This window comes from Mucilaginibacter sp. (assembly GCF_028287845.1).
Taxonomy (GTDB): domain Bacteria; phylum Bacteroidota; class Bacteroidia; order Sphingobacteriales; family Sphingobacteriaceae; genus Mucilaginibacter.
This window is the reverse complement of record NZ_JAQBOW010000107.1, coordinates 19402-41484: the sequence shown is the minus strand read 5'-3', so window position 1 is coordinate 41484 and position 22083 is coordinate 19402. Positions and strand designations below refer to the sequence as shown.

At 38.1% G+C, this 22083-nt stretch carries 15 protein-coding genes; 5 read left to right on the top strand and 10 right to left on the bottom strand.

Features of this window, described 5'->3' with window-relative positions; genetic code table 11:
• Window positions 1–35 precede the first annotated feature (35 nt).
• The gene (smc, locus tag JWP71_RS10830; protein ID WP_299499646.1) at window positions 36–3578 is read right to left on the bottom strand and encodes a chromosome segregation protein SMC; all 3543 of its coding nucleotides are present in this window, start codon (window positions 3576–3578) and stop codon (window positions 36–38) included.
• Window positions 3579–3751: 173 nt separating this feature from the next.
• On the opposite strand from smc, the gene JWP71_RS10825 reads away from it, so the two are divergent.
• Window positions 3752–4390 (top strand): NAD(P)-dependent oxidoreductase, encoded by a 639-nt coding sequence (locus JWP71_RS10825; RefSeq protein ID WP_299499644.1) that lies wholly within the window; start codon window positions 3752–3754, stop codon window positions 4388–4390.
• Between the two features lie 314 nt (window positions 4391–4704).
• Here the strand turns inward: JWP71_RS10825 and JWP71_RS10820 are convergent, their stop codons facing one another.
• The 7 genes from JWP71_RS10820 to lpdA all read right to left on the bottom strand — a co-directional run bounded on the left by JWP71_RS10820 (window position 4705) and on the right by lpdA (window position 10288).
• Window positions 4705–5499: a PhzF family phenazine biosynthesis protein gene (locus JWP71_RS10820; RefSeq protein WP_299499641.1), complete on the bottom strand. Its 795-nt coding sequence runs from the start codon at window positions 5497–5499 to the stop codon at window positions 4705–4707.
• A gap of 7 nt (window positions 5500–5506) precedes the next feature.
• Window positions 5507–6166: an ATP-binding cassette domain-containing protein gene (locus tag JWP71_RS10815; RefSeq protein WP_299499638.1), complete on the bottom strand. Its 660-nt coding sequence runs from the start codon at window positions 6164–6166 to the stop codon at window positions 5507–5509.
• The gene (locus tag JWP71_RS10810; protein ID WP_299499635.1) at window positions 6154–6471 is read right to left on the bottom strand and encodes a hypothetical protein; all 318 of its coding nucleotides are present in this window, start codon (window positions 6469–6471) and stop codon (window positions 6154–6156) included. The genes JWP71_RS10815 and JWP71_RS10810 overlap by 13 nt, the downstream gene beginning before the upstream one ends.
• Window positions 6472–6649: 178 nt before the next feature.
• Entirely contained in the window at window positions 6650–7510 is an 861-nt protein-coding gene (locus tag JWP71_RS10805; protein ID WP_144250350.1) for an RNA polymerase sigma factor RpoD/SigA, read from the bottom strand.
• Between the two features lie 139 nt (window positions 7511–7649).
• On the bottom strand, window positions 7650–8489 hold the full coding sequence (locus JWP71_RS10800; RefSeq protein ID WP_299499621.1) for an MBL fold metallo-hydrolase: 840 nt from the start codon (window positions 8487–8489) through the stop codon (window positions 7650–7652).
• Window positions 8490–8512: 23 nt separating this feature from the next.
• The gene (locus tag JWP71_RS10795) at window positions 8513–8866 is read right to left on the bottom strand and encodes a four helix bundle protein (RefSeq protein WP_299499618.1); all 354 of its coding nucleotides are present in this window, start codon (window positions 8864–8866) and stop codon (window positions 8513–8515) included.
• A 33-nt stretch (window positions 8867–8899) separates the two neighbouring features.
• Complete coding sequence (gene lpdA, locus JWP71_RS10790) at window positions 8900–10288, bottom strand: dihydrolipoyl dehydrogenase (protein WP_299499615.1); 1389 nt, start codon at window positions 10286–10288, stop codon at window positions 8900–8902.
• A 333-nt stretch (window positions 10289–10621) separates the two neighbouring features.
• On the opposite strand from lpdA, the gene JWP71_RS10785 reads away from it, so the two are divergent.
• Complete coding sequence (locus tag JWP71_RS10785) at window positions 10622–13960, top strand: carboxypeptidase regulatory-like domain-containing protein (RefSeq protein WP_299499612.1); 3339 nt, start codon at window positions 10622–10624, stop codon at window positions 13958–13960.
• A gap of 44 nt (window positions 13961–14004) precedes the next feature.
• Window positions 14005–14529: a hypothetical protein gene (locus JWP71_RS10780; RefSeq protein ID WP_299499609.1), complete on the top strand. Its 525-nt coding sequence runs from the start codon at window positions 14005–14007 to the stop codon at window positions 14527–14529.
• Between the two features lie 67 nt (window positions 14530–14596).
• On the opposite strand, the gene JWP71_RS10775 is transcribed toward JWP71_RS10780, so the two are convergent.
• Window positions 14597–15778 (bottom strand): AIR synthase-related protein, encoded by a 1182-nt coding sequence (locus JWP71_RS10775; RefSeq protein ID WP_299499606.1) that lies wholly within the window; start codon window positions 15776–15778, stop codon window positions 14597–14599.
• Between the two features lie 71 nt (window positions 15779–15849).
• Here JWP71_RS10775 and JWP71_RS10770 point away from each other — a divergent pair, with 71 nt between their 5' ends.
• Entirely contained in the window at window positions 15850–17631 is a 1782-nt protein-coding gene (locus JWP71_RS10770) for a chloride channel protein (RefSeq protein ID WP_299499603.1), read from the top strand.
• Between the two features lie 36 nt (window positions 17632–17667).
• Here JWP71_RS10770 and JWP71_RS10765 read toward each other — a convergent pair whose 3' ends face one another.
• A complete protein-coding gene (locus JWP71_RS10765; protein ID WP_299499600.1) occupies window positions 17668–19842 on the bottom strand; it encodes a glutamine synthetase III in 2175 nt (724 codons plus the stop codon).
• Window positions 19843–20385: 543 nt separating this feature from the next.
• Here JWP71_RS10765 and JWP71_RS10760 point away from each other — a divergent pair.
• The gene (locus tag JWP71_RS10760) at window positions 20386–21996 is read left to right on the top strand and encodes an ammonium transporter (RefSeq protein ID WP_299499597.1); all 1611 of its coding nucleotides are present in this window, start codon (window positions 20386–20388) and stop codon (window positions 21994–21996) included.
• Window positions 21997–22083: the final 87 nt, after the last annotated feature.

Genomic DNA, 22083 nt, shown 5'->3' with positions numbered 1-22083 from the left:
GTATGCGGATGTGCACACATTTGCACGCACATCCATCAGTCTGCCAATTCTCTAATATCCACCGGGACAACGCGTGATATTCCCTGCTCAACCATTGTTACACCATAAATTACATCGGTGCTGGCAATGGTTCTTTTATTGTGGGATACAATGATGAACTGTGATTCTGTAGAGAACTTACGAATGATGTTATTGAACTTATCAATATTAGTATCATCAAGAGGGGCATCAACTTCATCAAAAATACAGAATGGTGCCGGCTTTAATAAATAAAGCGAAAATAGAATAGCAGTTGCCGTCAATGTTTTTTCGCCACCCGAAAGTTGGTTGATTGATAGCGGACGCTTGCCCTTTGGTTTGGCAATAATATCAATATCAGATTCGAGAGGATGCTGCGGATCGGTAAGAATCAAATCGCAGGAATCCTCTTCATTAAACAATGAACGGAAAACATTGATGAAGTTTTCGCGCACCATGGTAAAAGCATACATGAATTTTTCTTTAGCGGTATCGTCAATTTCCTGTATGGTTGCCAGTAATGATGCCTTTGCTTCGCCCAGATCCTTTTTTTGATTTTGGATAAACTCATAGCGCTCATTCATTTCGGCATAAGCTTCAACAGCCATTGGGTTTATGGCGCCAAAATCATCCAGTTGATTTTTTAATTTATCTGTTCTGTCACGCAGTTCCTGCTCATTTTCATTTGTAGCTGTTTCGCTTTCGGGCAGGTCATTAATGTCAACATTAAACTCAACAGACAGGCGTTCTTTTAAAGCATTGAGTTCTATGCGCAGGTTGTTGCGTTCGTCTTTTAGCTCATTTTCAATTACTTCTGCCTGGTCTTTTTTACGGCGTAAGGTGGTTATAGCATCTTCTGATTCTGAAATTGCTCCCCGTAAAGAATAATGTTCCTGCTCGGCTTCGTGGGTTGCTTTTTCCAGTTCTTCCTTTTGGCTATACATTTCCAACAAACTATCATCTGATGAGTCCGACTGTTGTAAATTTTCCTGTATAGCTATTTTTACCTTATCAAGCTCCGCGTTGTTTTGTTTGATGCGGCTTTCCAGATTTTCCTGTTGGGTAAACCGGTAATCAAGGTCCTTAGTTAATCCCGATACTTTATTTTGCTGCTGATGAAACCGGATGTTTTCCTGGTTATAGGTATTTGATTGAACCGATACCATTTCATTCAACTCATTAAACGCGCCTTGCCTATCAACAAGCAGATCGTTTTGAATTTGTTTATTAGTTTTTAGTTCAACCAATAATGGCTGTAGCATAGCCATTTCATCCTTTATTCCGCTTATTTTTTTGGCGATATCGTCCTTGCGGTTAAGACTGTTCTCAATAAATGTTTCATATTGCTCTCGCCGAGTTTTAACCGTTATCAGCTCGGTATTTAAGCGATTAAGTTCTGCCTGCTTTTGGCTTAATTCGGCAGATTTACCAGCCGCTTTTAATGCTACAGATTTTGCCTGTAACTCGTTCGATCGGGTTTTGAGTTCAAACAGATCTACATCAAGCGTTTTGATTTCTTTGGCCAAATTCTCCAGGTTCTTTGCACGGCCAATTCTTTTACCCTCAAATAAACCAACAGAGCCACCGGCCATGGTGTATTTGGATTTATTGAACTTGCCGCTTTGGGCTATTAGAACCAACCCATCTGTCAGGTTCGAGTTATTCAACTCAGACTCATCATTAACCAGGTAAACATTTTTGAGTAAGTGGTTAACCAATGGCTGATATTTTTTTTCTACCTCAATCACATTTAAAGCGGGGATGCGTGAGCCTCCCGCATCATCCTTGAACGGTATAGAACTGTCCGTATCTGCATAACTGTTTAGTATAAAAAACTGTGCCCTGCCGCGTGCCGAGTTGCTTAGCAGGTTAATAGCTTTTACCGCGTCATCATAGCTTTCAACCACATAATGATTCATTAGGGGTTCTAAATAGTTTTCAATTGCAACACGGTATTGTTCGCGGCAAAATAGTACATCACTAAACAGCGGAACGTTCTTGGCCCACTCACTGTTGTTTTTCAAGAACCGGATAGACTCGGGGAAACCTTCCAAATTATCAACCAAACTTTTTGTTAGGTTATATTCGTTTTGTTTGGCGTCAAGCTTGCGGCTTTCTGTAATGATGGTTTCTTTTATGTTATTTGTTTCGCTCTCAATGGCCGTTATTTGTTCCTGAAGTTCAGTTTCCAGGTTAAGCTCAAACTGGTATTCTTTTTCTAAGTTTTCTGTACGATATTGTAATTCGGCAACAACCTGATTAAAGTGGGAGAGTTCTACCTTTTTATTAGTAGCATCTTCCATATTGCGTTGGCTTTCCTGCTCCAGTGCCTGTTCCTGTATTTGCAGGATGTCTATATCCTTTTCGGCTTTATAAGCTTGGTTTTGTAAGTTATTATTAGCGGTAGTAAGTTCGTTTAACTCATTCCGCGCGCTTGATTGTTGTAAACGTAACTCATCAACTGCCAGTTTCAAGTCGGCAACCTTTTCTGTTATGGTTTGCAGGTTTTCATCTTCCTGTGCTTTTTCTTCAGATAACCGCTTAATATTATAAAGCACATGGTTAAGCTGATTTCGGTCTCGTTCCAGTTCTTCGCTTAGTCTTGTTTCTTTATCCTGTTGGAACTTAAGCTGTTCGTTTTTTATCTTTTTTTCGCTTTCGTAAGCACGTATCTTACCTACAAAATCATTGGTTGCCTTTTGCTGGATGGATAGATTCTTTTCCTTCGTCAGGCTATCCAGCTTTTGCTGCTGTAAAGCGGCTTCAAGAGTATCCAACTGGGTAACAATGCCTGATTTTTCTTCGCGATGTTTAAGGTCCTGTTGTTCTATTCTGTTAAGAGAATTTCCAAAAGCCGCGATTTTGAACGAAGCAAGCTTAACGCTAAGCAATTTATATTCTTCTTTAATGCGATAGTAACGCTCGGTTTTTTTTGCCTGGTTCTCCAGCATTTTGAGGTTTTTCTGTATCTCGAATAACAGGTCCTCAACACGTTCCAGGTCAGCCTCGGTATCTTTTAGCTTATTAAATGTTTGTTTTTTGCGCAGCTTATATTTTGATATGCCCGATGCTTCTTCAAATAAATTACGGCGTGATCCTTCTTTGTTCGATATGATCTCTTCGATCATTCTTAACTCAATAATAGCATACGAATCTGAACCAATACCCGTATCCAAAAAAAGATCAGTAATATCCTTTAACCGGCATTGTACATCATTTAATCGATACTCGCTATCGCCGCTGCGATATAGCTTGCGGGTTAAGGTAACCTGCGAATAATCTGTAGGGAGAATGTTTTTAGTATTGTCAAATGTTAGTGATACCTCGGCCAGGTTAGCGGCTTTACGGGTTTTTGTGCCGTTGAATATTACGTTATCCATCTTCTCTGACCGAAGCATGCGTGTGCTTTGCTCGCCCAGTACCCAGCGTATGGCATCTACCACATTTGATTTTCCGCAGCCATTAGGACCCACAATAGCGGTAACACCCTCATTAAAATTAATGGTGATCTTATCGCCAAAGCTTTTAAACCCTTTGATTTCTAACTGTGTAAGCTGCATTTAATCTTTATCTTCTATTAAAATTCAGGTTTTCAAATTAATCATAAAAAAATGATTTTACCATAAAAATTAACTTTTAAGGTGAAGGGTAAAAGGCGAAAGGTAAAAGGAGCTTATTTTCCAAAAAGATATAATAAAATCAAACAAAATATAACCTTTCACCTTTACCTATTATGAAGATCGCAATATTTGGAGCAGGTGGCCGCATTGGCAGCAGGATAGTAACAGAAGCATTAAACCGCGGGCATAATGTTACAGCAGTTGTACGTCATCCCGAAACCTACACTGTTATACATGAACATTTAAAAGTAGCTAAAGGCGATCTGTTTAAGGCACAGGATGTTGAAACAGGCGCTTTTGATCAGGACGCTGTTGTCTGCGCTTACGGCAATACCCATGGCGCGCCGGAATCAACCGTAGCTGAGTTGGCAATACCGCTTATGATGGGCTTAAAACAGGCTCATACCAAGAGATTATTAATATTAGGCGGGGCGGGCAGTTTAGAAGTTGCACCTGGTATGCAATTAGTAGATACACCAAATTTTCCTCTTGAATATGAACCTATTTCATTAGCGCACCGAGATGCTTTGAAACTTTACCAAAACGAAAAGGAACTGGAATGGACCTATGTTAGTCCCGCTGCTGAAATTGAACCCGGTGAACGTACAGGAAAGTTTAGGATAGGTGGTAACCAGCTGTTAACCGATGAGCAGGGCAGAAGCTTTATATCTATGGAGGATTTTGCGATTGCTGTTTTAGATGAAATTGAAAACCCAATGCATATAAGGCAACAAATGACTGTGGCGTATTAGTCCCGGCCCCCCTAAAGGGAAGTTTTTAAAAGTATTTAATTTAAGGTTGTAGTGTTTCACAAAATAATGAAACACATGAAACACTATTTTAGCTTAACATTCTGATATGTAGCGTTTTGTAAAAACGAGTGAAACACTTTGAAACAGTACAAAAACTTTAGGTGATCTAAGATAAATATCTTACAATAAGCAATTTATGATATTTTATTCTTTACTTTTGTTCATGGGTTACACTAATAACTAAACCTATTTTGGGACAAGTCACAAAAAATTAGCTGACTCGCCGACACGCTAAATGATTTACATGATGTCTTTTATAGGGCCGGGAGGTAAATTTCTCCCTTTAAATAAGTAACCGCTTTACCACTCATTAAAACGCGGTCCTCTTTAAACTCACACCATAATTCACCTTTTCGGGCGGATATCTGGTAGGCATGCAGCTTATTCTTGCCTAATCGTTTTGCCCAATAAGGTATTAAATTGCAATGGGCTGAGCCCGTTACCGGATCTTCAGGAATGCCTGCACCGGGTGCAAAAAACCTGGATACAAAATCAACATCTCTGCCGGGCGCGGTAACAATTACACCTACTGTGTCCATTTTTGACAGGGCAAAGAAATCAGGCGTTATATCGCTAATTTCAATTTCTGAATCATAAACAACAAAAAAATCTCTCGACCTTAAAATAGCAGCCGGTTGTACCCCGCCCAATGCCTCAATTAAGCCATTTGGTTTTTCAATAGGTATTGGCGGTCTTGACGGGAAATCCATAATATATTTATCACCGTCTCTTTTTACAGTTAATGCGCCTGCTTTTATGGTTTCAAAGTGAATAGTGTCGCCTGCATATCCCAGTTCTGTAAATAAAATATGTGCCGATGCCAGTGTAGCATGCCCGCAAAGATCTATCTCATATTCGGGTGTAAACCAGCGTAGTAAATAACCATTGCCGGTCTTTACAAAAAAAGCGGTTTCGGCCAGATTGTTTTCAACTGCTATTTTTTGCATTACTTTGTCTGGCAACCACTTGGTTAACGGACAAATCGCGGCCGGGTTACCGCCAAAAAGCTGGTCGGTAAACGCGTCTGCCTGATAAATAGGAATAGTCATATCGTATTTATTTTATACCACTAAGATAATGGTAAGTAACTAATTCATCAACGTGATTTATGTGTTTTGTGCATCCTTCATTCAAAAGTACAATCTTGTCGCTTATATCTAATACATTGTAATACTGATGATCGGTAACAATTATTCCTTTTGTTTTTGAAACGATTTTTATAATTTCTTTAAAATAGTCTGCTTGTATAGGTGTCACGTGTGTAAATGGTTCATCCAATAAAATAAAATCTGCTTTGCTGTATAATATCATTAACATTTCAAGCTGTCTTAGCTCCCCGCCTGATAACTGTTCTGGTTTTTTATGTTGGTGATTTTTATATATAGGTAAATCTGAAAATTCGTTAAAGCATTGATGATCTATCAGCATTGGTGCTAATTTGTTTATTCTTATGCCTCTGGGCAGGTAATTATGTTGCGGTAAATAAGCAATCCTGTTTTTATAATATCCCTTATGAATAAATTCATCATTGATACTTACATATTTATAAGATGGTTTTAGCGTACCAAAAATAATTTTCAGTAACGATGATTTGCCGCTACCGTTACGGCCAAGCAAGCCAATTACTTCGCCCTGGGTGCAATGAAGGGATACGTCTTGCAATATCTCCCGGTTATCAAAAGCCAGTTGCACACTATCGATCTTTAATGTAAGCATGTACGCACAATAAATGATAATGATATTAACAGTAGATATACCAAAACGTCAACTACAAAAGCGCTAATAATTATTCGCCATATACTATAACCGGCATTGCGAAAATAAAAGTAACTATCTTCATACGAGTAATAATGCAGGGCCACTGCCGACAGATAACCTATTGATTTAGGAACAAAGAAGCTTACGGCATTTACAGGGATTGAATCGAAAATGAAAATGGCGGTCCAAAGTATAGTAGCTGCTATATTAAAAAGCAACAGCAATTGATAATACTGTAGTGTTAAGTTACTTAAGCGTTTCAAAGTAATAGTAATTGTAACAATTAATCAAACAGATAAAACCAGGGATTATTGTCGATTGCGTTTAAAAGGCTTATTATTGTTACTAAAGAATGTCAAGAGAGGGACGTATATAACAAAAAAGCCTCCCGGTTATCGGAAGGCTTTAATCTTTAAGATTTGTCAAATCTATTCAGGCAATTTAACCTAAATACGATTTTAAAATTTTACTTCTTGAAGTATGACGCAGCCTTTGTAAAGCTTTATCTTTTATTTGCCTTACACGTTCACGTGTTAGGTTGAATTTTTCGCCAATTTCCTCTAACGATAGGGGATGATTAGTGCCTAAACCAAAGAATAATACAATGATTTCGCGCTCGCGCTCGGTTAATGTTGACAGTGAACGTTTGATCTCTTCTGATAAAGATTCATTAATTAATATTGAATCTGTATTTGGCTCAGAGTTTTCCAATACATCTAATAATGTATTTTCTTCACCTTGTACAAACGGCGCATCCATAGATACATGGCGGCCCGAGTTACTTAATGTGTCAGATATCTTGTCAACTGTAGTTTCCAACATGTCAGCCAGCTCTTCGGGTGAAGGCTCACGCTCATATTCCTGTTCCAGCTTAGAAAATGCCTTACTTATTTTACTTAATGAACCTACCTGATTTAAAGGTAAACGTACTATACGAGATTGTTCTGCAATAGCTTGTAATATAGATTGGCGTATCCACCATACAGCGTATGATATGAACTTAAATCCTTTAGTTTCGTCAAAACGTTTGGCGGCTTTTATTAAGCCTAAATTACCTTCGTTAATAAGGTCACCAAGTGTTAAACCTTGATTTTGGTATTGTTTAGCCACCGACACAACAAAGCGAAGGTTAGTTTTAGTTAAACGCTCTAAAGCTGCCTGGTCGCCTTCTCTAATCTTTTGTGCTAATATTACTTCTTCTTCGGCTGTTATTAGGTCTACTTTACCAATTTCGTGAAGATATTTATCAAGTGACTGCGACTCACGGTTGGTAATTGATTGGGTTATTTTGAGTTGTCTCATTTATTTATAAACCTCGATTCTTGTTTTTTTAGAAATTTAACGTGCAAATTTAAGAAAAGTTTTACCTATATTTTACGATTAAAAAAAGATTATAAATTATTCAAAATCATAATAGTTGCATGGTTTTTGTGGTGTATTACTATAACTCATTGAGTTTAAATGTTTCTTTTAAACGGATGCCTTTTTCCGTTTGTTGTAAGGTACAGCATTCGTTAATTGGGTCATGTTCTAAAAACAAAATATAGTCTTTATCCAACGCCTCGGTCAAAAACACCTTCTTCTCAGTTAAAGTTTGTAATGGAAACATATCATAAGCCATAACGTAGGGTAGGGGTAAATGTCCTACAGACGGTAACAGATCAGCCATGTACAATATTTGCTTATTCTTATAATTTATTAACGGAAGCATCATTGATTCCGTATGTCCGTATACCAAGCGAATGCTTATTTCACCTGTAAATTTTACATTGTCGTGAGCATCGATAAATTTTAACTGCCCGCTTTCTTGTATAGGTAATATATTTTCTTTTAAAAACGAGGCCTTCTCTCTTTCATTTGGATTTACTGCCCAGTCCCAGTGTTTATTATTACTCCAGTAAGTTGCGTTTTTAAACGCCGGTATCAATTTTTCACCATCGCGAATAATAGCACCGCCTACGTGGTCAAAATGCAGGTGTGTTAAAAATACATCAGTAATATCATCTCTATGAAAGCCAAGCCCGGCTAACGAACTATCGATAGTAGCATTGCCGTGTAAATAGTAGTGATTAAAGAATTTTTCGTCCTGCTTATTACCTATGCCTGTATCAATCAATATTAATCTGTCTCCATCCTCTACCAATAAACACCGCATGGCCCAGGTGCACAAGTTGTTATCATCAGCCGGGTTGCTTTTGTTCCAGATGGTTTTTGGAACCACGCCAAACATCGCGCCGCCATCAAGCTTGAAAAATCCGGTGTCTATTGTGTGAAGGTTCATGGTTGATGGTTCATAGTTGATAGTTAGTCAAGAGAGTTGCGAAGAGTTGTGATCATTTTAACTAAAACCTCATGTTCATCATATAGAGGCTTAAAGACTATTTCAGAAATATAATCTCTTCTTCTTGCAATTATTAGACAATTAACCACTTCTATAGCAGAACGAAGAGAATAACCTAAAAAAGTTTTAAATACAGGTTTAGTTTGACCTGTCGAACCTTCGGCAATGTTTAATACAACAGAATCGGATGCTCTTTTGATTTGGGATGTCAAAATATATAATTCATCCTTTGGGAAGGTCTTCACCAAACCATTTATCTTATCATTAAGCTCCATCCCCCTCTGCCAAACTAATAAATCTTCAAACCTAAAAGCCATACAAACTATGAGCTATGAACCATTAACCATCAACTATAAGTGTATACACTCTCCATACGCATCAGCGGCAGCTTCCATTAAAGCTTCGCTCATGGTAGGGTGAGGATGTACAGATTTAATAATCTCATGCCCGGTAGCCTCCAGTTTACGCGCAGTAACAACTTCGGCAATCATTTCTGTAACGTTATGGCCAAGCATGTGTGCTCCTAAAAACTCGCCGTATTTGGCATCAAATATTACTTTCACAAAGCCATCCTTAGCGCCGGCAGCGCTTGCTTTGCCCGATGCAGAGAATGGAAATTTACCCACCTTAATTTCGTAACCGGCTTCTTTAGCTGCTTTTTCTGTATAACCAACAGAAGCAATCTCAGGCATACAATAAGTACATCCCGGGATGTTGTTATAATCTAAAGGTTCTGGTTTTAAACCTGCAATTTTTTCAACGCATATAATGCCTTCGGCAGACGCAACGTGCGCCAATGCCTGGCCTTTAACAATATCGCCAATAGCATAAACACCTTCTATATTGGTGCGATAAAAATCATCAACCAATACTTTGCCTTTATCAGTTTTAACACCGTTTTCTTCCAGGCCAATTCCTTCAATATTGGTAGATATACCAACAGCTGATAATACAATTTCGGCTTCCAGTATTTCTGTTCCTGCCGCGGTTTTTACGGTTACTTTACAATTTTCGCCAGTGGTATCAACCGCTTCGACATTTGAGCCGGTCATGATATCTATACCCTGTTTTTTTAGTATGCGCGCCAGTTGTTTTGAAATTTCTTCATCCTCCAACGGAACGATGTTATCCAGGTACTCAACAACGGTTACTTTGGTGCCAATTGAATTATAGAAATAAGCAAACTCAATACCTATAGCGCCTGATCCAACAACTATCATTGTTGCCGGTTTTTTAGGTAATACCATTGCCTGGCGATAGCCAATTACTTTTTTATAATCCTGTTTAAGGTTAGGCAACTCGCGCGAGCGGCCGCCTGTGGCTAAAATAATATGTTTTGCAGTAATTTCTTTAGCACCATCATTGTTTTTAACTTCAACAACACCTTTGCTTTTTAATTTACCTGTACCCATTAGTACATCAATTTTGTTCTTCTTCATTAAAAACTGAACGCCTTTGCTCATGCCATCAGCAACACCACGGCTTCTTTTTATCACGCTTTCAAAATCAACTTCGCCCTCTCCGTTCACCTTTATGCCATACTCGGCAGCATGATTAATATATTCGAATACCTGGGCGCTTTTTAATAATGCTTTTGTTGGGATACAGCCCCAGTTAAGACAAATACCACCTAATGATTCTTTTTCGACTATTGCAGTTTTTAAACCTAACTGGGAGGCACGTATTGCAGCTACATAACCACCCGGACCTGACCCTATAACAATTACATCGTAGTTCATATATAATTTAAAATATGTTTTTAATAATTTTTAAAAGCCAAAGCTAAGTAAAAGGCTCGAAACTCGAAAGTCACATTTATAATATAGCATCATATTAGTTTACAAATGTCTGCTAAATTATCGGGTTAATTACAAGTTAAAAAATATAATTAATTGTGAATTTTACAACTATTGGCCCTTATTTTTTGTAGTTTATATTATTGTATGACAATATGTTGATAAAAATATAATAATTATTATAATATGTTAATACTATATTAACAATAGTTAGGGTGTTAACAAATATATTTGTTGCAATTAACTGATTCGTTATTCATCCTTAAAAAAACACTTATGAGGAAGTATTTACTCTTATTATTTTTTTCATTGTTAACCACGTGTATCGCTTTTGCACAAGTAACTACAAGTAGTTTTTCTGGTATTATAAAGGACTCCAAGGGAGGAACTTTACCAGGCGCTACCGTTAAAGCAACACATTTGCCCAGCGGCTCTGTTTACAGCATAGCCGCTAACGTTGATGGAAGGTTTACATTATCTGCCGTTCGTATCGGCGGCCCTTACACCGTTGTTGTATCTTATATCGGTTTTGAAACTCAAACCTTTACAGATATCAACCTTAGATTAGGTGAGCCTTTTATCTTAAATGCTACCTTATCTGAAACCGGAACTGCTTTAAAGGAAATTGTAGTAACAGGTAAAAAACAAATTAATGTTGCCAGGGCTGGTGCAAGTACCAACGTTAACAGCAGAATGTTAACTACCCTGCCTACAATTACCCGTAGTATTACCGACTTTACTCGTTTAAGCCCATTGGCTAATGGTAACAGCTTCGCCGGTCGTGATAGCAGACTTAACAACACTCAAATTGATGGTGCCAGCCTCAATAACAGCTTTGGTTTATCAACTGACCCGCTTCCGGGTGGTGGTGGTATAGCACAGCCAATCTCAATTGAGGCTTTCGACCAGATATCAATTAACGCTGCCCCGGTTGATGTTAGACAATCTGGCTTTACCGGCGCGGGTATTTATGCTGTAACAAAAAGCGGTACCAATACTTTTAGCGGCTCTGCTTATGAATATTATAAAAACCAATTGTACAATGGTGTGCATATTGGCGACAATGACATATCAAGCAGCTTAGCTAAATCTTCAACAAAAACTTATGGTTTCACTTTAGGCGGACCGATCATCAAGAATAAATTATTCTTCTTTGCTAACTACGAAAACACTAAAAGTACTTCTCCTGGTATTCCATTCTCTCCAAAAGGCGGATCAGGAACCGGTGGTATAGCTATAACTCCTGTTGCCGATCTAAAAGCAGTGTCTGATTATTTAGCTTCTACCTACAATTATCAAACTGGCGGTTATGACAATTTCCCGGCATTTGCACCAACCAGTAAAAACTTTTTAGCAAAAATTGATTGGAATATTAACGACAAAAATAAATTGACGTTAAAATATAGCAACTTAACTGCAACATCTGATAACCAGTTGAATGCTAGTTCAATACCAAACAGTGCAAGTTTTTCAGTAACTGGCCGTGCCGGTACTATCAGTTCTTTGCCAAATAATCGTTATAGCTTAAACTCAATTGCTTTCCAAAACTCTAACTACGGTTTCAAAAACATAGTTACAACATACACCGCAGAGTTAAATAGCTCTATCACCAGCAAGATGTCTAACCAGATATTATTTGCTATTACTAAAACAGACGCTAAACGTACATTGCCTGGTGGCGACAGCTTCCCAACTATCGATATCTTCAATGGTTCGGGCGGTAACTATATTAGTGCAGGTAATGACCCTTATACGTTAAATAACGATGTTATCAACAACACAACAAGCATTACTGATAACTTTACTTATTATGCAGGTAAACACACTATTACCGCTGGGGGTAACTATGAGTATCAATATGTTGGTAACCAGTTTATGCAAGGCGCCGCAGGTTATTATGCTTATAACAGCTTAACTGATTTCTTAAGTAATGCAGCACCTGCTTATTTTGCATATACTTACTCATTAACTCCGGGTGTAGCAGCACCTTACTCAGCATCATTAAAAATAGGTACCGTTAGTGCTTATATACAAGATGAAGTGAGTGTTACCGATAACTTCAAATTAACTTACGGTATCCGTGCTGATAAGCCAATTTATTTGGAAGATCCTGAGGAAAACCCCCAGGTTGCAGCACTACAATTACCAGATAAAAATGGTAATACTACCAGCTACAGCACAGGTAGATTCCCTAAAAGCACCATTCTTTTATCGCCACGTGCGGGTTTCAGGTGGAATGCTCAACAAGACGGATCATTAATAGTACGTGGTGGCGCGGGCTTATTTACAGGCCGTGTACCTTATGTATACTTAACCAATATGCCTACTAATAGCGGTATGTACCAGTTTAGCGGTAATATTACCAACCCTGCACAATTGGCTACCGTTAAATTAGTTCGTGACCCTTCTACTATTGCTGCACAGTTTCCAGCTAACTTCTCAAATACTGCTGGTACGGGCGTTTCTTCAGGGACGGTTGTTGTTGATCCTAATTATAAATTCCCTCAAATATTCAGAGCTAACTTAGCTGTTGAGAAGTCTTTTGGCGATGGTTATAACTTGACTTTAGAGGCATTAATGACCAAAGATATTAACGCAACCCGTTATACTAATGTTAACTTAAGATCTACAACAGGTTTAACTTTAGAGGGTGATCTTTCGAGAGAGCGCTTTTTAGGCGTTGGCGTTGCTGCACCTGCCGCTACAGACAGGTTGATCTATCCGAGTTTAGGTAACATCTATTTGTTAACTAATACAAGCCAGGGTTACTCTGCTGCATATACAGCACAAATCAGCAAAAGTTATTCAAATGGCTTCTACGGTTCATTAGCTTATACTTATACTATAGCTAAAGACGTAAACGCTAATTTAGGTTCAACGGCTGCTTCAACTTATTCTGGTAACCCAAATGTTGGTACTTCAAATGAAGTTGAATTGGGTAACTCAAGCTTCTTCACTCCACACAGGATTGTTGCAAATGCAGCTTATACCATCAACTATCTTGACCATGGTGCTACTACTTTTGGTTTATTCTATCAGGGTTCATTTGGTAGCCCTATCAGCTACACAGTTAATGGTGACTTAAATGGTGACAGTAATAACAATACCGACCTGATGTATATCCCTAAAAATGTTAACGACATGTCGTTCCAACAGTATACAACAGCCGTTAATGGTGTTACTTATACTTATACAGCGGCACAACAAGCAGCTGCGTTTGACCAATTTATCAACAACAATCCTTACCTTAAAAAACATAGAGGTGAGTTTGCCGCAAGAAACGCCGCTTTCTTACCATGGTATAACAGGGTTGATGCAAACTTCTTGCAAGATTTTTACATTATGCAGGGCAAAACCAAGCATACACTTCAGTTTAGTGCAACCCTACAAAATTTCTTGAACTTGCTTGATAGATATTGGGGTGTTCAACAACAAGTTACCTATTCAAGCCCTGTTACCTGGGTTGGTTATAATCTTGCAAATACACCGGCTACAGCAAACGTTCCGTATTACAACATGAGGCAATTGAATGGTAAATTGGTAACCTCACCATTTATGGATGCTACAAGCAACACTACCTGGAGCTTATTAATTGGGTTGAAATATAAATTTTAATTAATTGATAGAATAAATTAATCGAAAATTTTAAAATGATGAAAATGAAAAAATATATAAGTGCTTGTATAATAGCACTAACGACAATAACCATGGTATCATCTTGTAAAAAGGCGGTTGATGTTGTGGCAGTAGGAGCCTTGTTACCCGGATTGCAATTATCAAGTGTAGGTATGCAAACATCAGGCCCATACGTGATACCTACCGGTACAACTGTTAACACTATACAGGTATTATTTGGTGCAACTACAACAGGCAAAAATCCTGGCGCGTTTGATGTTACAATTACTGACGCGACAACCAACGCCGTAGTGGAAACTTTACACTTTGCATCATGGACCAGTAATGATTCGTTCGGCGCTACTTCAATGGGTTCAATTAGCTATACAACTGTGCCTTCAAGTTACCCTAATACAACTATTTATCAGGGTTCAATTATCTTGAAGTATACAGCTACTACACCTTTTGTAACAGGTAAAACATACACTGTTAAAGCAGTTGCAAGTTCATCGGGTAGTCCGGCTGTGACATCTACAATTACTGTAGCCAAGCTTATTTCAATACAATAATAAGTCAGCACACCAATAAAAAGGCCGCCTCGGAAAATTCGAAGCGGCCTTTTTTTGTATTGGGTGGTTAATTATAAACAAACTCCCCAAATTCTGATTTTACAGTTACCTGTTTTTGTTCGGCAGCTTCAACACGACCAATAATTTGTGCTTCAACGCCAAAACTTTGAGATATACTTATTAGCTCTGCAGCTATTTCTTTTGGTACATATAGCTCCATGCGGTGCCCCATATTAAAAACTTTGTACATTTCCTGCCAGCTGGTTTTTGATTCTTCCTGTATCAGCTTAAATAAAGGCGGGATAGGGAAGAGGTTATCTTTTATTATATGCAAATCCTCAATAAAATGAAGCACCTTGGTTTGCGCTCCTCCGCTGCAATGTACCATACCATGTATCTGGCTTCTGTGGTTATCTAATATTTGTTTAATAATTGGCGCATAGGTGCGGGTGGCAGATAATACCAGCTTGCCTGCTGTAACAGATTGGTTATTACCAATACTAATTAAATCAGTAAGGCTTTTACTGCCCGAAAATATAAGCTCATAGGGTATTGCTGCATCATAGCTTTCCGGATATTTATCAGCAATGGTTTTATTAAATACATCATGCCTGGCTGATGTTAAGCCGTTAGATCCCATTCCGCCGTTATACTCCTTTTCGTAATTAGCCTGTCCATATGATGCCAGTCCTACAATAACATCACCTGGTTTTATGCGGTCGTTTGATATAACATCGGTGCGTTTCATCCTGCAGGTTACGGTCGAGTCAACAATTATGGTACGTACCAGATCGCCCACATCGGCGGTTTCACCGCCGGTTGAATAGATGCCAATACCAGCATCTCTAAGCCCGGCTAATATTTCTTCTGTGCCATTTATTATAGCAGCTATTACTTCGCCCGGTATCAGGTTTTTATTTCTGCCGATGGTAGATGATAAAAGAATATTATCTGTAGCCCCTATGCAGAGCAGATCGTCAAGGTTCATAATTATAGCATCCTGGGCAATGCCGCGCCATACAGAGATATCGCTGGTTTCTTTCCAGTAAGTGTAAGCTAATGATGATTTTGTGCCGGCCCCGTCTGCGTGCATAATATTGCAGTATAGCGGATCGTTGGTTAATATATCAGGCACAATTTTGCAAAATGCCTTCGGGAAAATACCCTTATCAATATTTTTTATTGCATTGTGCACATCATCTTTCGAGGCCGATACCCCTCTTTTATCATATCTTTGCGAAGAAATCATGGCCAAATATACTGCTTAATAGTTTTTTTTAATCAGTAAAATCATTACTGTGGTTTATTTTACGGCAATCTATGTTAAAATCCATCTCTTATAAAATAGCCCACTGGCGCATGCGGCAAAATAGCCAGCGAAACTTTTTAATTTATTGCAGCGTTTTTGTTGGTTTTTTTGCCGGCCTGGCAGCCATAGCGCTTAAGTTTTTGGTTAGCGTGATGGAGGATATAAGCAGAAACATATCGTCGCATTTGCCCTATCATATCATCTATGTTTTTTTACCGGCGTTAGGTATTTTCCTTACCGTAGCTTATCAGCATTTAATAAACCGCGACAGGATACAAAAAGGGATAGGAAATATTTTGATCAACATTAAAAAGAACCGGTCGAACATAAAATATAACAATATATATTCGCAACTTATCACCAGCTCATTAACGGTAGGCTTTGGCGGTTCATCTGGTCTTGAGGCGCCAATTGTTAGTACAGGGGCGGCAATTGGCTCTAATACCGGCAAGTTTTTCAATTTGAGTTCGTACGAGAAAACCGTTTTGATAGCAGCAGGAGCTTCTGCTGGTATTGCAGCGGTATTTAACAGCCCTATTGCAGGAGTTCTTTTTTCTCTTGAGATTTTAATTGGTGAAATAACCATACCAACTTTAATACCATTATTAATAGCATCGGCTACCGGTGTGGTAGTTTCTAAGTTATTATACTCAGGTCAGTTGTTTCATTTAGCAACAGATGGTTGGGTAATGGCCGCGCTTCCGTTCTATATTTTATTGGGACTGTTTAGCGGGTGGATATCGGTTTATATATCCAAAGTAGCTGTTAAGCTTGAAAAAGGCATACTGAAAAAACAAAATCGCTATGTGCGTGCATTGGCAGGTGGGTTATTACTGGGTTTGATGATCATCTTGTTTCCACCGTTATTTGGCGAGGGCTATCATTATTTACAAGCTGTTTTAAACGGCAATATTGACGCTTTAAAAGAAGAAACATTTTTTAGTTCATGGCTATCAAATCCGTTGGTAATGATAGTGTTTATTGCAGCCCTTGTTTTTACAAAAATTATAGCTGCGGGTATTACCATAGGCGCAGGCGGTAATGGCGGCACATTTGCACCAACCATGTTTACCGGGGCGTTTTTAGGCTTGTTTGTTGCATTTACGGTAAATCAGTTAGGCTGGGTGCATTTAAACACCAGTAATTTTATAGCGGTAGGTATGGCTGGTGCATTAAGCGGCGTTTTGCATGCGCCGTTAACGGCTATATTTTTAATAGCAGAGATTACGGGCGGTTATGTATTGTTTATTCCGTTGATGATCGTATCGTCTATATCATATATTATATCACGCTTATCAAGCTCACATAATATATACTGGCATGAGTTAGTACACGAAAAAAACATTCATCCCGGACGGGATTATGATATGCTTAATGCGATTACACTGGATAGTATTATTACCAAAGACTACGTCGCAGTAAAAAAAGAAATGCTATTAACTGATTTTTATAAGTTACTGTCAACAAGTAATGCTAACCGGTTTGCTGTGCTCGGCAATGATGATGCTTTAGAAGGAATAGTATGGGTAGACCTGGTTCGCCAGCAATTATTTGATCATATTATAGATAATGCTATTGTAGCGGATATAATGGCGGTGCCACCGTCAATTATTGATTATGACCAATCTGTTAGCAGTGTGATGGAAATTTTTGACAGCGTTGATGTTTGGCACTTACCCGTTATTCAAAATGACCGGTTTGTTGGTTTTATTTCGAAATCAACCTTGCTTTCCAGGTATCGTGAGGTATTGATAAAGCAAAACCGCGAATCGGATCTGTTTGCACATTTATAAATAAAAAAGCCTCCGGGATTTTGGAGGCTTTCTTTTTTATTTGATAAATAGTAATTCTCTAAATTTAGGCAACGGCCATAAAGAATCATCAACCAATTGCTCAAGTTTATCAACATGATAACGTATGGGCTGAAAGAATGATTTCACTTTTTCATCATATACAATAGCTTTTTCGCGCAGGTCTTCAATGCCATTGGCTTGTTTGCGTTCGGCAACCATTTGGTCAACGTTTAATTTAATAAAATTAATGTGTTCGGCTATTTGATTAATAATAGCTAATTGAACTTTATAAGTAGATTCGTTTAAACCGAGATCTTTTAATCCTTTGGCGTTTTCAACCAATTTACTTTGATAATCAATTGCAGCCGGTATAATAACATTAGTTACTAACTCGCCTATTACGCGGGCCTCTATCTGTAATTTTTTGAAAAAACTTTCTAATAATATTTCATGGCGCGCATGTGCTTCGCGTTTGGTAAACACAGAAGTTTCTGCATATAAAATCTCGGATTTTTCTGATATAAATGCGTCAAGCGCTTTTGGTGTGGTTTTAAAATTGGATAAACCTCTTGCTTCTGCTTCTTTTTCCCACTCTTCGCTATATCCATTACCCTCAAAACGAATATTTTTCGACTCTTTAATATATTTCTTAATAACTATTAATAAAGCCACATCTTTCTTTTCGCCCTTTTTTAGTAGTTTATCAACATCGTATTTGAATTTTTTAAGTTGATCTGCCACTATTAGATTTAGGATCGTCATTGGGCTTGCAGAATTTGCCGATGACCCAACTGCCCGCAGCTCAAATTTATTACCGGTAAAGGCAAATGGCGAGGTGCGGTTACGATCTGTATTATCTTTTAGTATCTGCGGTATTTTAGGAATGCCCTGCCATAATAAAGCCTCATCTTTAATTTTCTTACTTATTCTTGAAGTTTCAATCTCATCCAGCAATTCACTTAACTGGCTTCCTAAAAATATAGATATTATTGCCGGCGGCGCTTCGTTTGCACCTAAGCGGTGATCATTGTTTACTGATGCGATAGACGCGCGTAACAAATCGGCATGTTCATAAACAGCTTTTATAGTATTTACAAAAAATGCCAAAAACATTAAATTATTCTTGGGCGTTTTACCGGGAGATAATAAATTTTTACCGGTATTTGTAATCATCGACCAATTATTGTGCTTACCAGAGCCATTAATACCTGCGTATGGTTTTTCGTGCAGCAATACTTTAAAGTTATGGCGTTTTGCTACCCTATCCATCAAATCCATTAATAGTTGGTTATGATCAATGGCCAGGTTTATTTCTTCATATATAGGTGCGCATTCAAATTGTGATGGCGCAACTTCATTATGGCGTGTTTTTAAAGGAATACCTAATAATAATGCTTCGGTTTCCATATCCTGCATAAAAGCGTATACTCTTTCGGGGATCGAACCAAAGTAATGATCTTCCAATTGCTGGTTTTTTGCAGACATGTGCCCAAAAAGGGTACGACCTGTTAAATACAAATCGGGCCGTGCATTAAATAATGCTATGTCAACCAAAAAATATTCCTGCTCTATACCTAATGATGCATTTACTTTCTCAATTCCTTTATCAAAATAATGGCAAACATCAACTGCTGCTTTATCTAAAGCGCTTACAGCTTTTAATAAAGGCACTTTGTAATCAAGTGCTTCGCCTGTATATGATACAAAAACAGTTGGTATACATAAGGTACGGCCCATTATAAAAGCAGGGGATGAAGGATCCCAGGCAGTATATCCACGGGCTTCAAATGTATTGCGTATGCCGCCACTAGGGAAACTGGAAGCATCAGGTTCCTGTTGTGCCAGGGCATCGCCAGAAAATACTTCTATAGCACCACCATCGGCCGTTGGCTCAAAAAACGCATCATGCTTTTCGGCTGTTGTGCCCGTAAGCGGCTGAAACCAGTGGGTATAATGTGTGGCTCCTTTACCTAAAGCCCATGATTTCATGGCGGTGGCTACTTGTTCGGCCATATCTCTTGGAATAGGCTCGCCTTTTTCTATAGAATTAACTATACTTTGATAAGCTTCTTTAGAGAGGTATTCCTTCATTTTCTTTATGTCGAAAACGTTGGCACCATAAAAATCAGAGATTTTTAAAAACGGTGATTTTACTTCAGGGATTGTTCTGGTTAGTACAGCCTGCAAGGCCTGAAAACGAATATTAGGCATGATTAATTTTTCTAATGGTTTAGCTCAAAAATAGAATTATACTTTAAAATAAAGTGTAAATTTTAAAATGAAATATAAAAGTTTAATAATTTTTGTGAATTATTAAATCTAAGCCCGATTATGGGATAATATTTATGCTTTTTAAATTTTTTCCTTAAAAAATCACCGTTGTTTTTAGTTTTTGTACTTTTTGTTGTAAAAAATTATCTCTAAATCATCTTTTTTGCAATAAAACTCAATAAATCGACTTTAAATAATTGTATAAATTATATTACTTACGGTTTTTAAATTAAAAATTATTCAAAAAACATATTAAATAATTGTTAAATTTTATATTTTTTGTAATAATTTACAATTTAATACATTTTTTTGAATCAAATGCTTGTTTTTAATAAAATTCATCCATATTTTTATGAAAGTATTAACAAACCGATATCCTAACCCATAACAATGCTAAAATATGAATGAAAATTTTACAAAAAATCTTATTTCCTAACTTTTTTCAAACAATCACATTTAACTAACTAATTAATCAACAAACAAATGAAAGTAAAACAACCAAAATTCAACCTGCTGGACGCGTTTCGCGGATTATCGCGGGAGAAATGGGCGCTGGGTGCAACCATTTTAACTGGAAAAATGATAGGCTTAGGCTTGGTAGTAGCAGCAATGTTCACTATTCCAGGATTATTGCCTTCTGCTGCTCATGCTGCGGCTGCTCCTGCAAAACCAACCGATCTGGAAACATCTATGATTAATTCTATTAATACAGTTTGGACATTGGTAGCAGCGTTTTTAGTATTTGGTATGCAGGCTGGTTTCGTAATGCTTGAAGCTGGGTTTGCTCGTAAAAGAGAAACTGTTAACGTATTAATGGAGTGTATTTATGATACTTGCCTTTGTGGTATCTTATTCTACGCCATTGGTTATGCATTTATGTTTGGACATGGTAACGGTTTTATAGGATGGGGTGGAGCTGATGGTAAAAATTGGTTCTTCTTACAAAATACTCCTGCAACTTATGAGGCATACGGAATTCCGATACTTGCACACTGGATATTCCAATATGCTTTTGCTGATACTTGCTCAACTATTGTATCCGGTGCAATGATCGGTCGTACAAGCTTCCGTGGTGATATTCTTTATAGTATAGGTATTACAGGTTTTATATACCCAATAATTGGTCACTGGGCCTGGGGACCTGACGGTTTCTTAGTAACAATGGGATCTGCAACCGGTATACTTACTTCATTAGGACAACCTTTCCGTGATTTTGCAGGCTCAACAGTAGTACATACTATTGGTGGTGTTGCCTCATTAGCCGGTGCTATTGTATTAGGCCCGCGTTTAGGTCGCATTTTTGCACGTGATGATAAAGAAAAAGGCGGAATGCCGCCGGGACACAATATGCCATTAGCAGCAGTTGGTACATTTATACTTTGGTTTGGCTGGTATGGCTTTAACCCTGGTAGCACACTTTCTGCAATGGATATGCAAGGTATTGGCCGTGTTGCAGCCAATACAACTCTTGCTGCCTGCGCTGGCGGTATGATGGCTATGTTAGCAGGTTTATGGTGGGGCCCAACAAAGGGTAAATTTGATTTAGGTTATACTTTAAACGGTTTATTAGGTGGTTTGGTAGCTATTACCTGCCCTTGTTACTGGGTTAGCCCGCTTGGTGCTATATTGCTTGGTGCTATTGCCGGTTTTGTAGTATATGCAGCTATGAACTTTATAGAGTGGTTACGTATTGACGATCCGGTTGGTGCAGTATCTGTACACGGTTTCTGCGGTATTTGGGGAACATTATCACTTGGATTATTCGCTTCAGGACAATATGGTGCAACCGGCCCTACCGGTGCTGATAATAGCGCACCTGTTACAGGTTTATTTTATGGCGGCGGTGCAAGCGTACTTGAGGCCCAGGCTATAGGTACATTCACTATTGCGATTGCAGTTTTTGTGGTAACTATCATAATGATGTATATCATTAATAAATTACCTAATCCTTGGAGATTACGTGTTGAAGAACATGGTGAATTAGGTGTAGGTGGCCTTGATTTATTTGATCACGGTATTGACGCTTACCCAATTCAAGATGAAGACATCAGCTTAAGCGGTCTGTTTGATAAAGGCGTAAAAGTTCCGGCTTAAGTTTATCTGATACTATTATCCCTTGTGCGGGGTGTAAATGCAAACCGCACAAGGGTTTTATAAATCAAAGTATTTTATTATTTATCA

Bases quoted from the DNA above. Each gene is read 5' to 3' on its own strand.
- JWP71_RS10815 (WP_299499638.1), bottom strand. From the start codon at position 6,166: ATGCTTACATTAAAGATCGATAGTGTGCAACTGGCTTTTGATAACCGG.
- JWP71_RS10800 (WP_299499621.1), bottom strand. From the start codon at position 8,489: ATGAACCTTCACACAATAGACACCGGATTTTTCAAGCTTGATGGCGGC.
- JWP71_RS10785 (WP_299499612.1), top strand. From the start codon at position 10,622: ATGAGGAAGTATTTACTCTTATTATTTTTTTCATTGTTAACCACGTGT.
- JWP71_RS10825 (WP_299499644.1), top strand. From the start codon at position 3,752: ATGAAGATCGCAATATTTGGAGCAGGTGGCCGCATTGGCAGCAGGATA.
- JWP71_RS10775 (WP_299499606.1), bottom strand. From the start codon at position 15,778: ATGATTTCTTCGCAAAGATATGATAAAAGAGGGGTATCGGCCTCGAAA.
- JWP71_RS10765 (WP_299499600.1), bottom strand. From the start codon at position 19,842: ATGCCTAATATTCGTTTTCAGGCCTTGCAGGCTGTACTAACCAGAACA.
- JWP71_RS10795 (WP_299499618.1), bottom strand. From the start codon at position 8,866: ATGGCTTTTAGGTTTGAAGATTTATTAGTTTGGCAGAGGGGGATGGAG.
- JWP71_RS10805 (WP_144250350.1), bottom strand. From the start codon at position 7,510: ATGAGACAACTCAAAATAACCCAATCAATTACCAACCGTGAGTCGCAG.
- smc (WP_299499646.1), bottom strand. From the start codon at position 3,578: ATGCAGCTTACACAGTTAGAAATCAAAGGGTTTAAAAGCTTTGGCGAT.
- JWP71_RS10760 (WP_299499597.1), top strand. From the start codon at position 20,386: ATGAAAGTAAAACAACCAAAATTCAACCTGCTGGACGCGTTTCGCGGA.
- JWP71_RS10820 (WP_299499641.1), bottom strand. From the start codon at position 5,499: ATGACTATTCCTATTTATCAGGCAGACGCGTTTACCGACCAGCTTTTT.
- JWP71_RS10770 (WP_299499603.1), top strand. From the start codon at position 15,850: ATGTTAAAATCCATCTCTTATAAAATAGCCCACTGGCGCATGCGGCAA.
- JWP71_RS10780 (WP_299499609.1), top strand. From the start codon at position 14,005: ATGAAAAAATATATAAGTGCTTGTATAATAGCACTAACGACAATAACC.
- lpdA (WP_299499615.1), bottom strand. From the start codon at position 10,288: ATGAACTACGATGTAATTGTTATAGGGTCAGGTCCGGGTGGTTATGTA.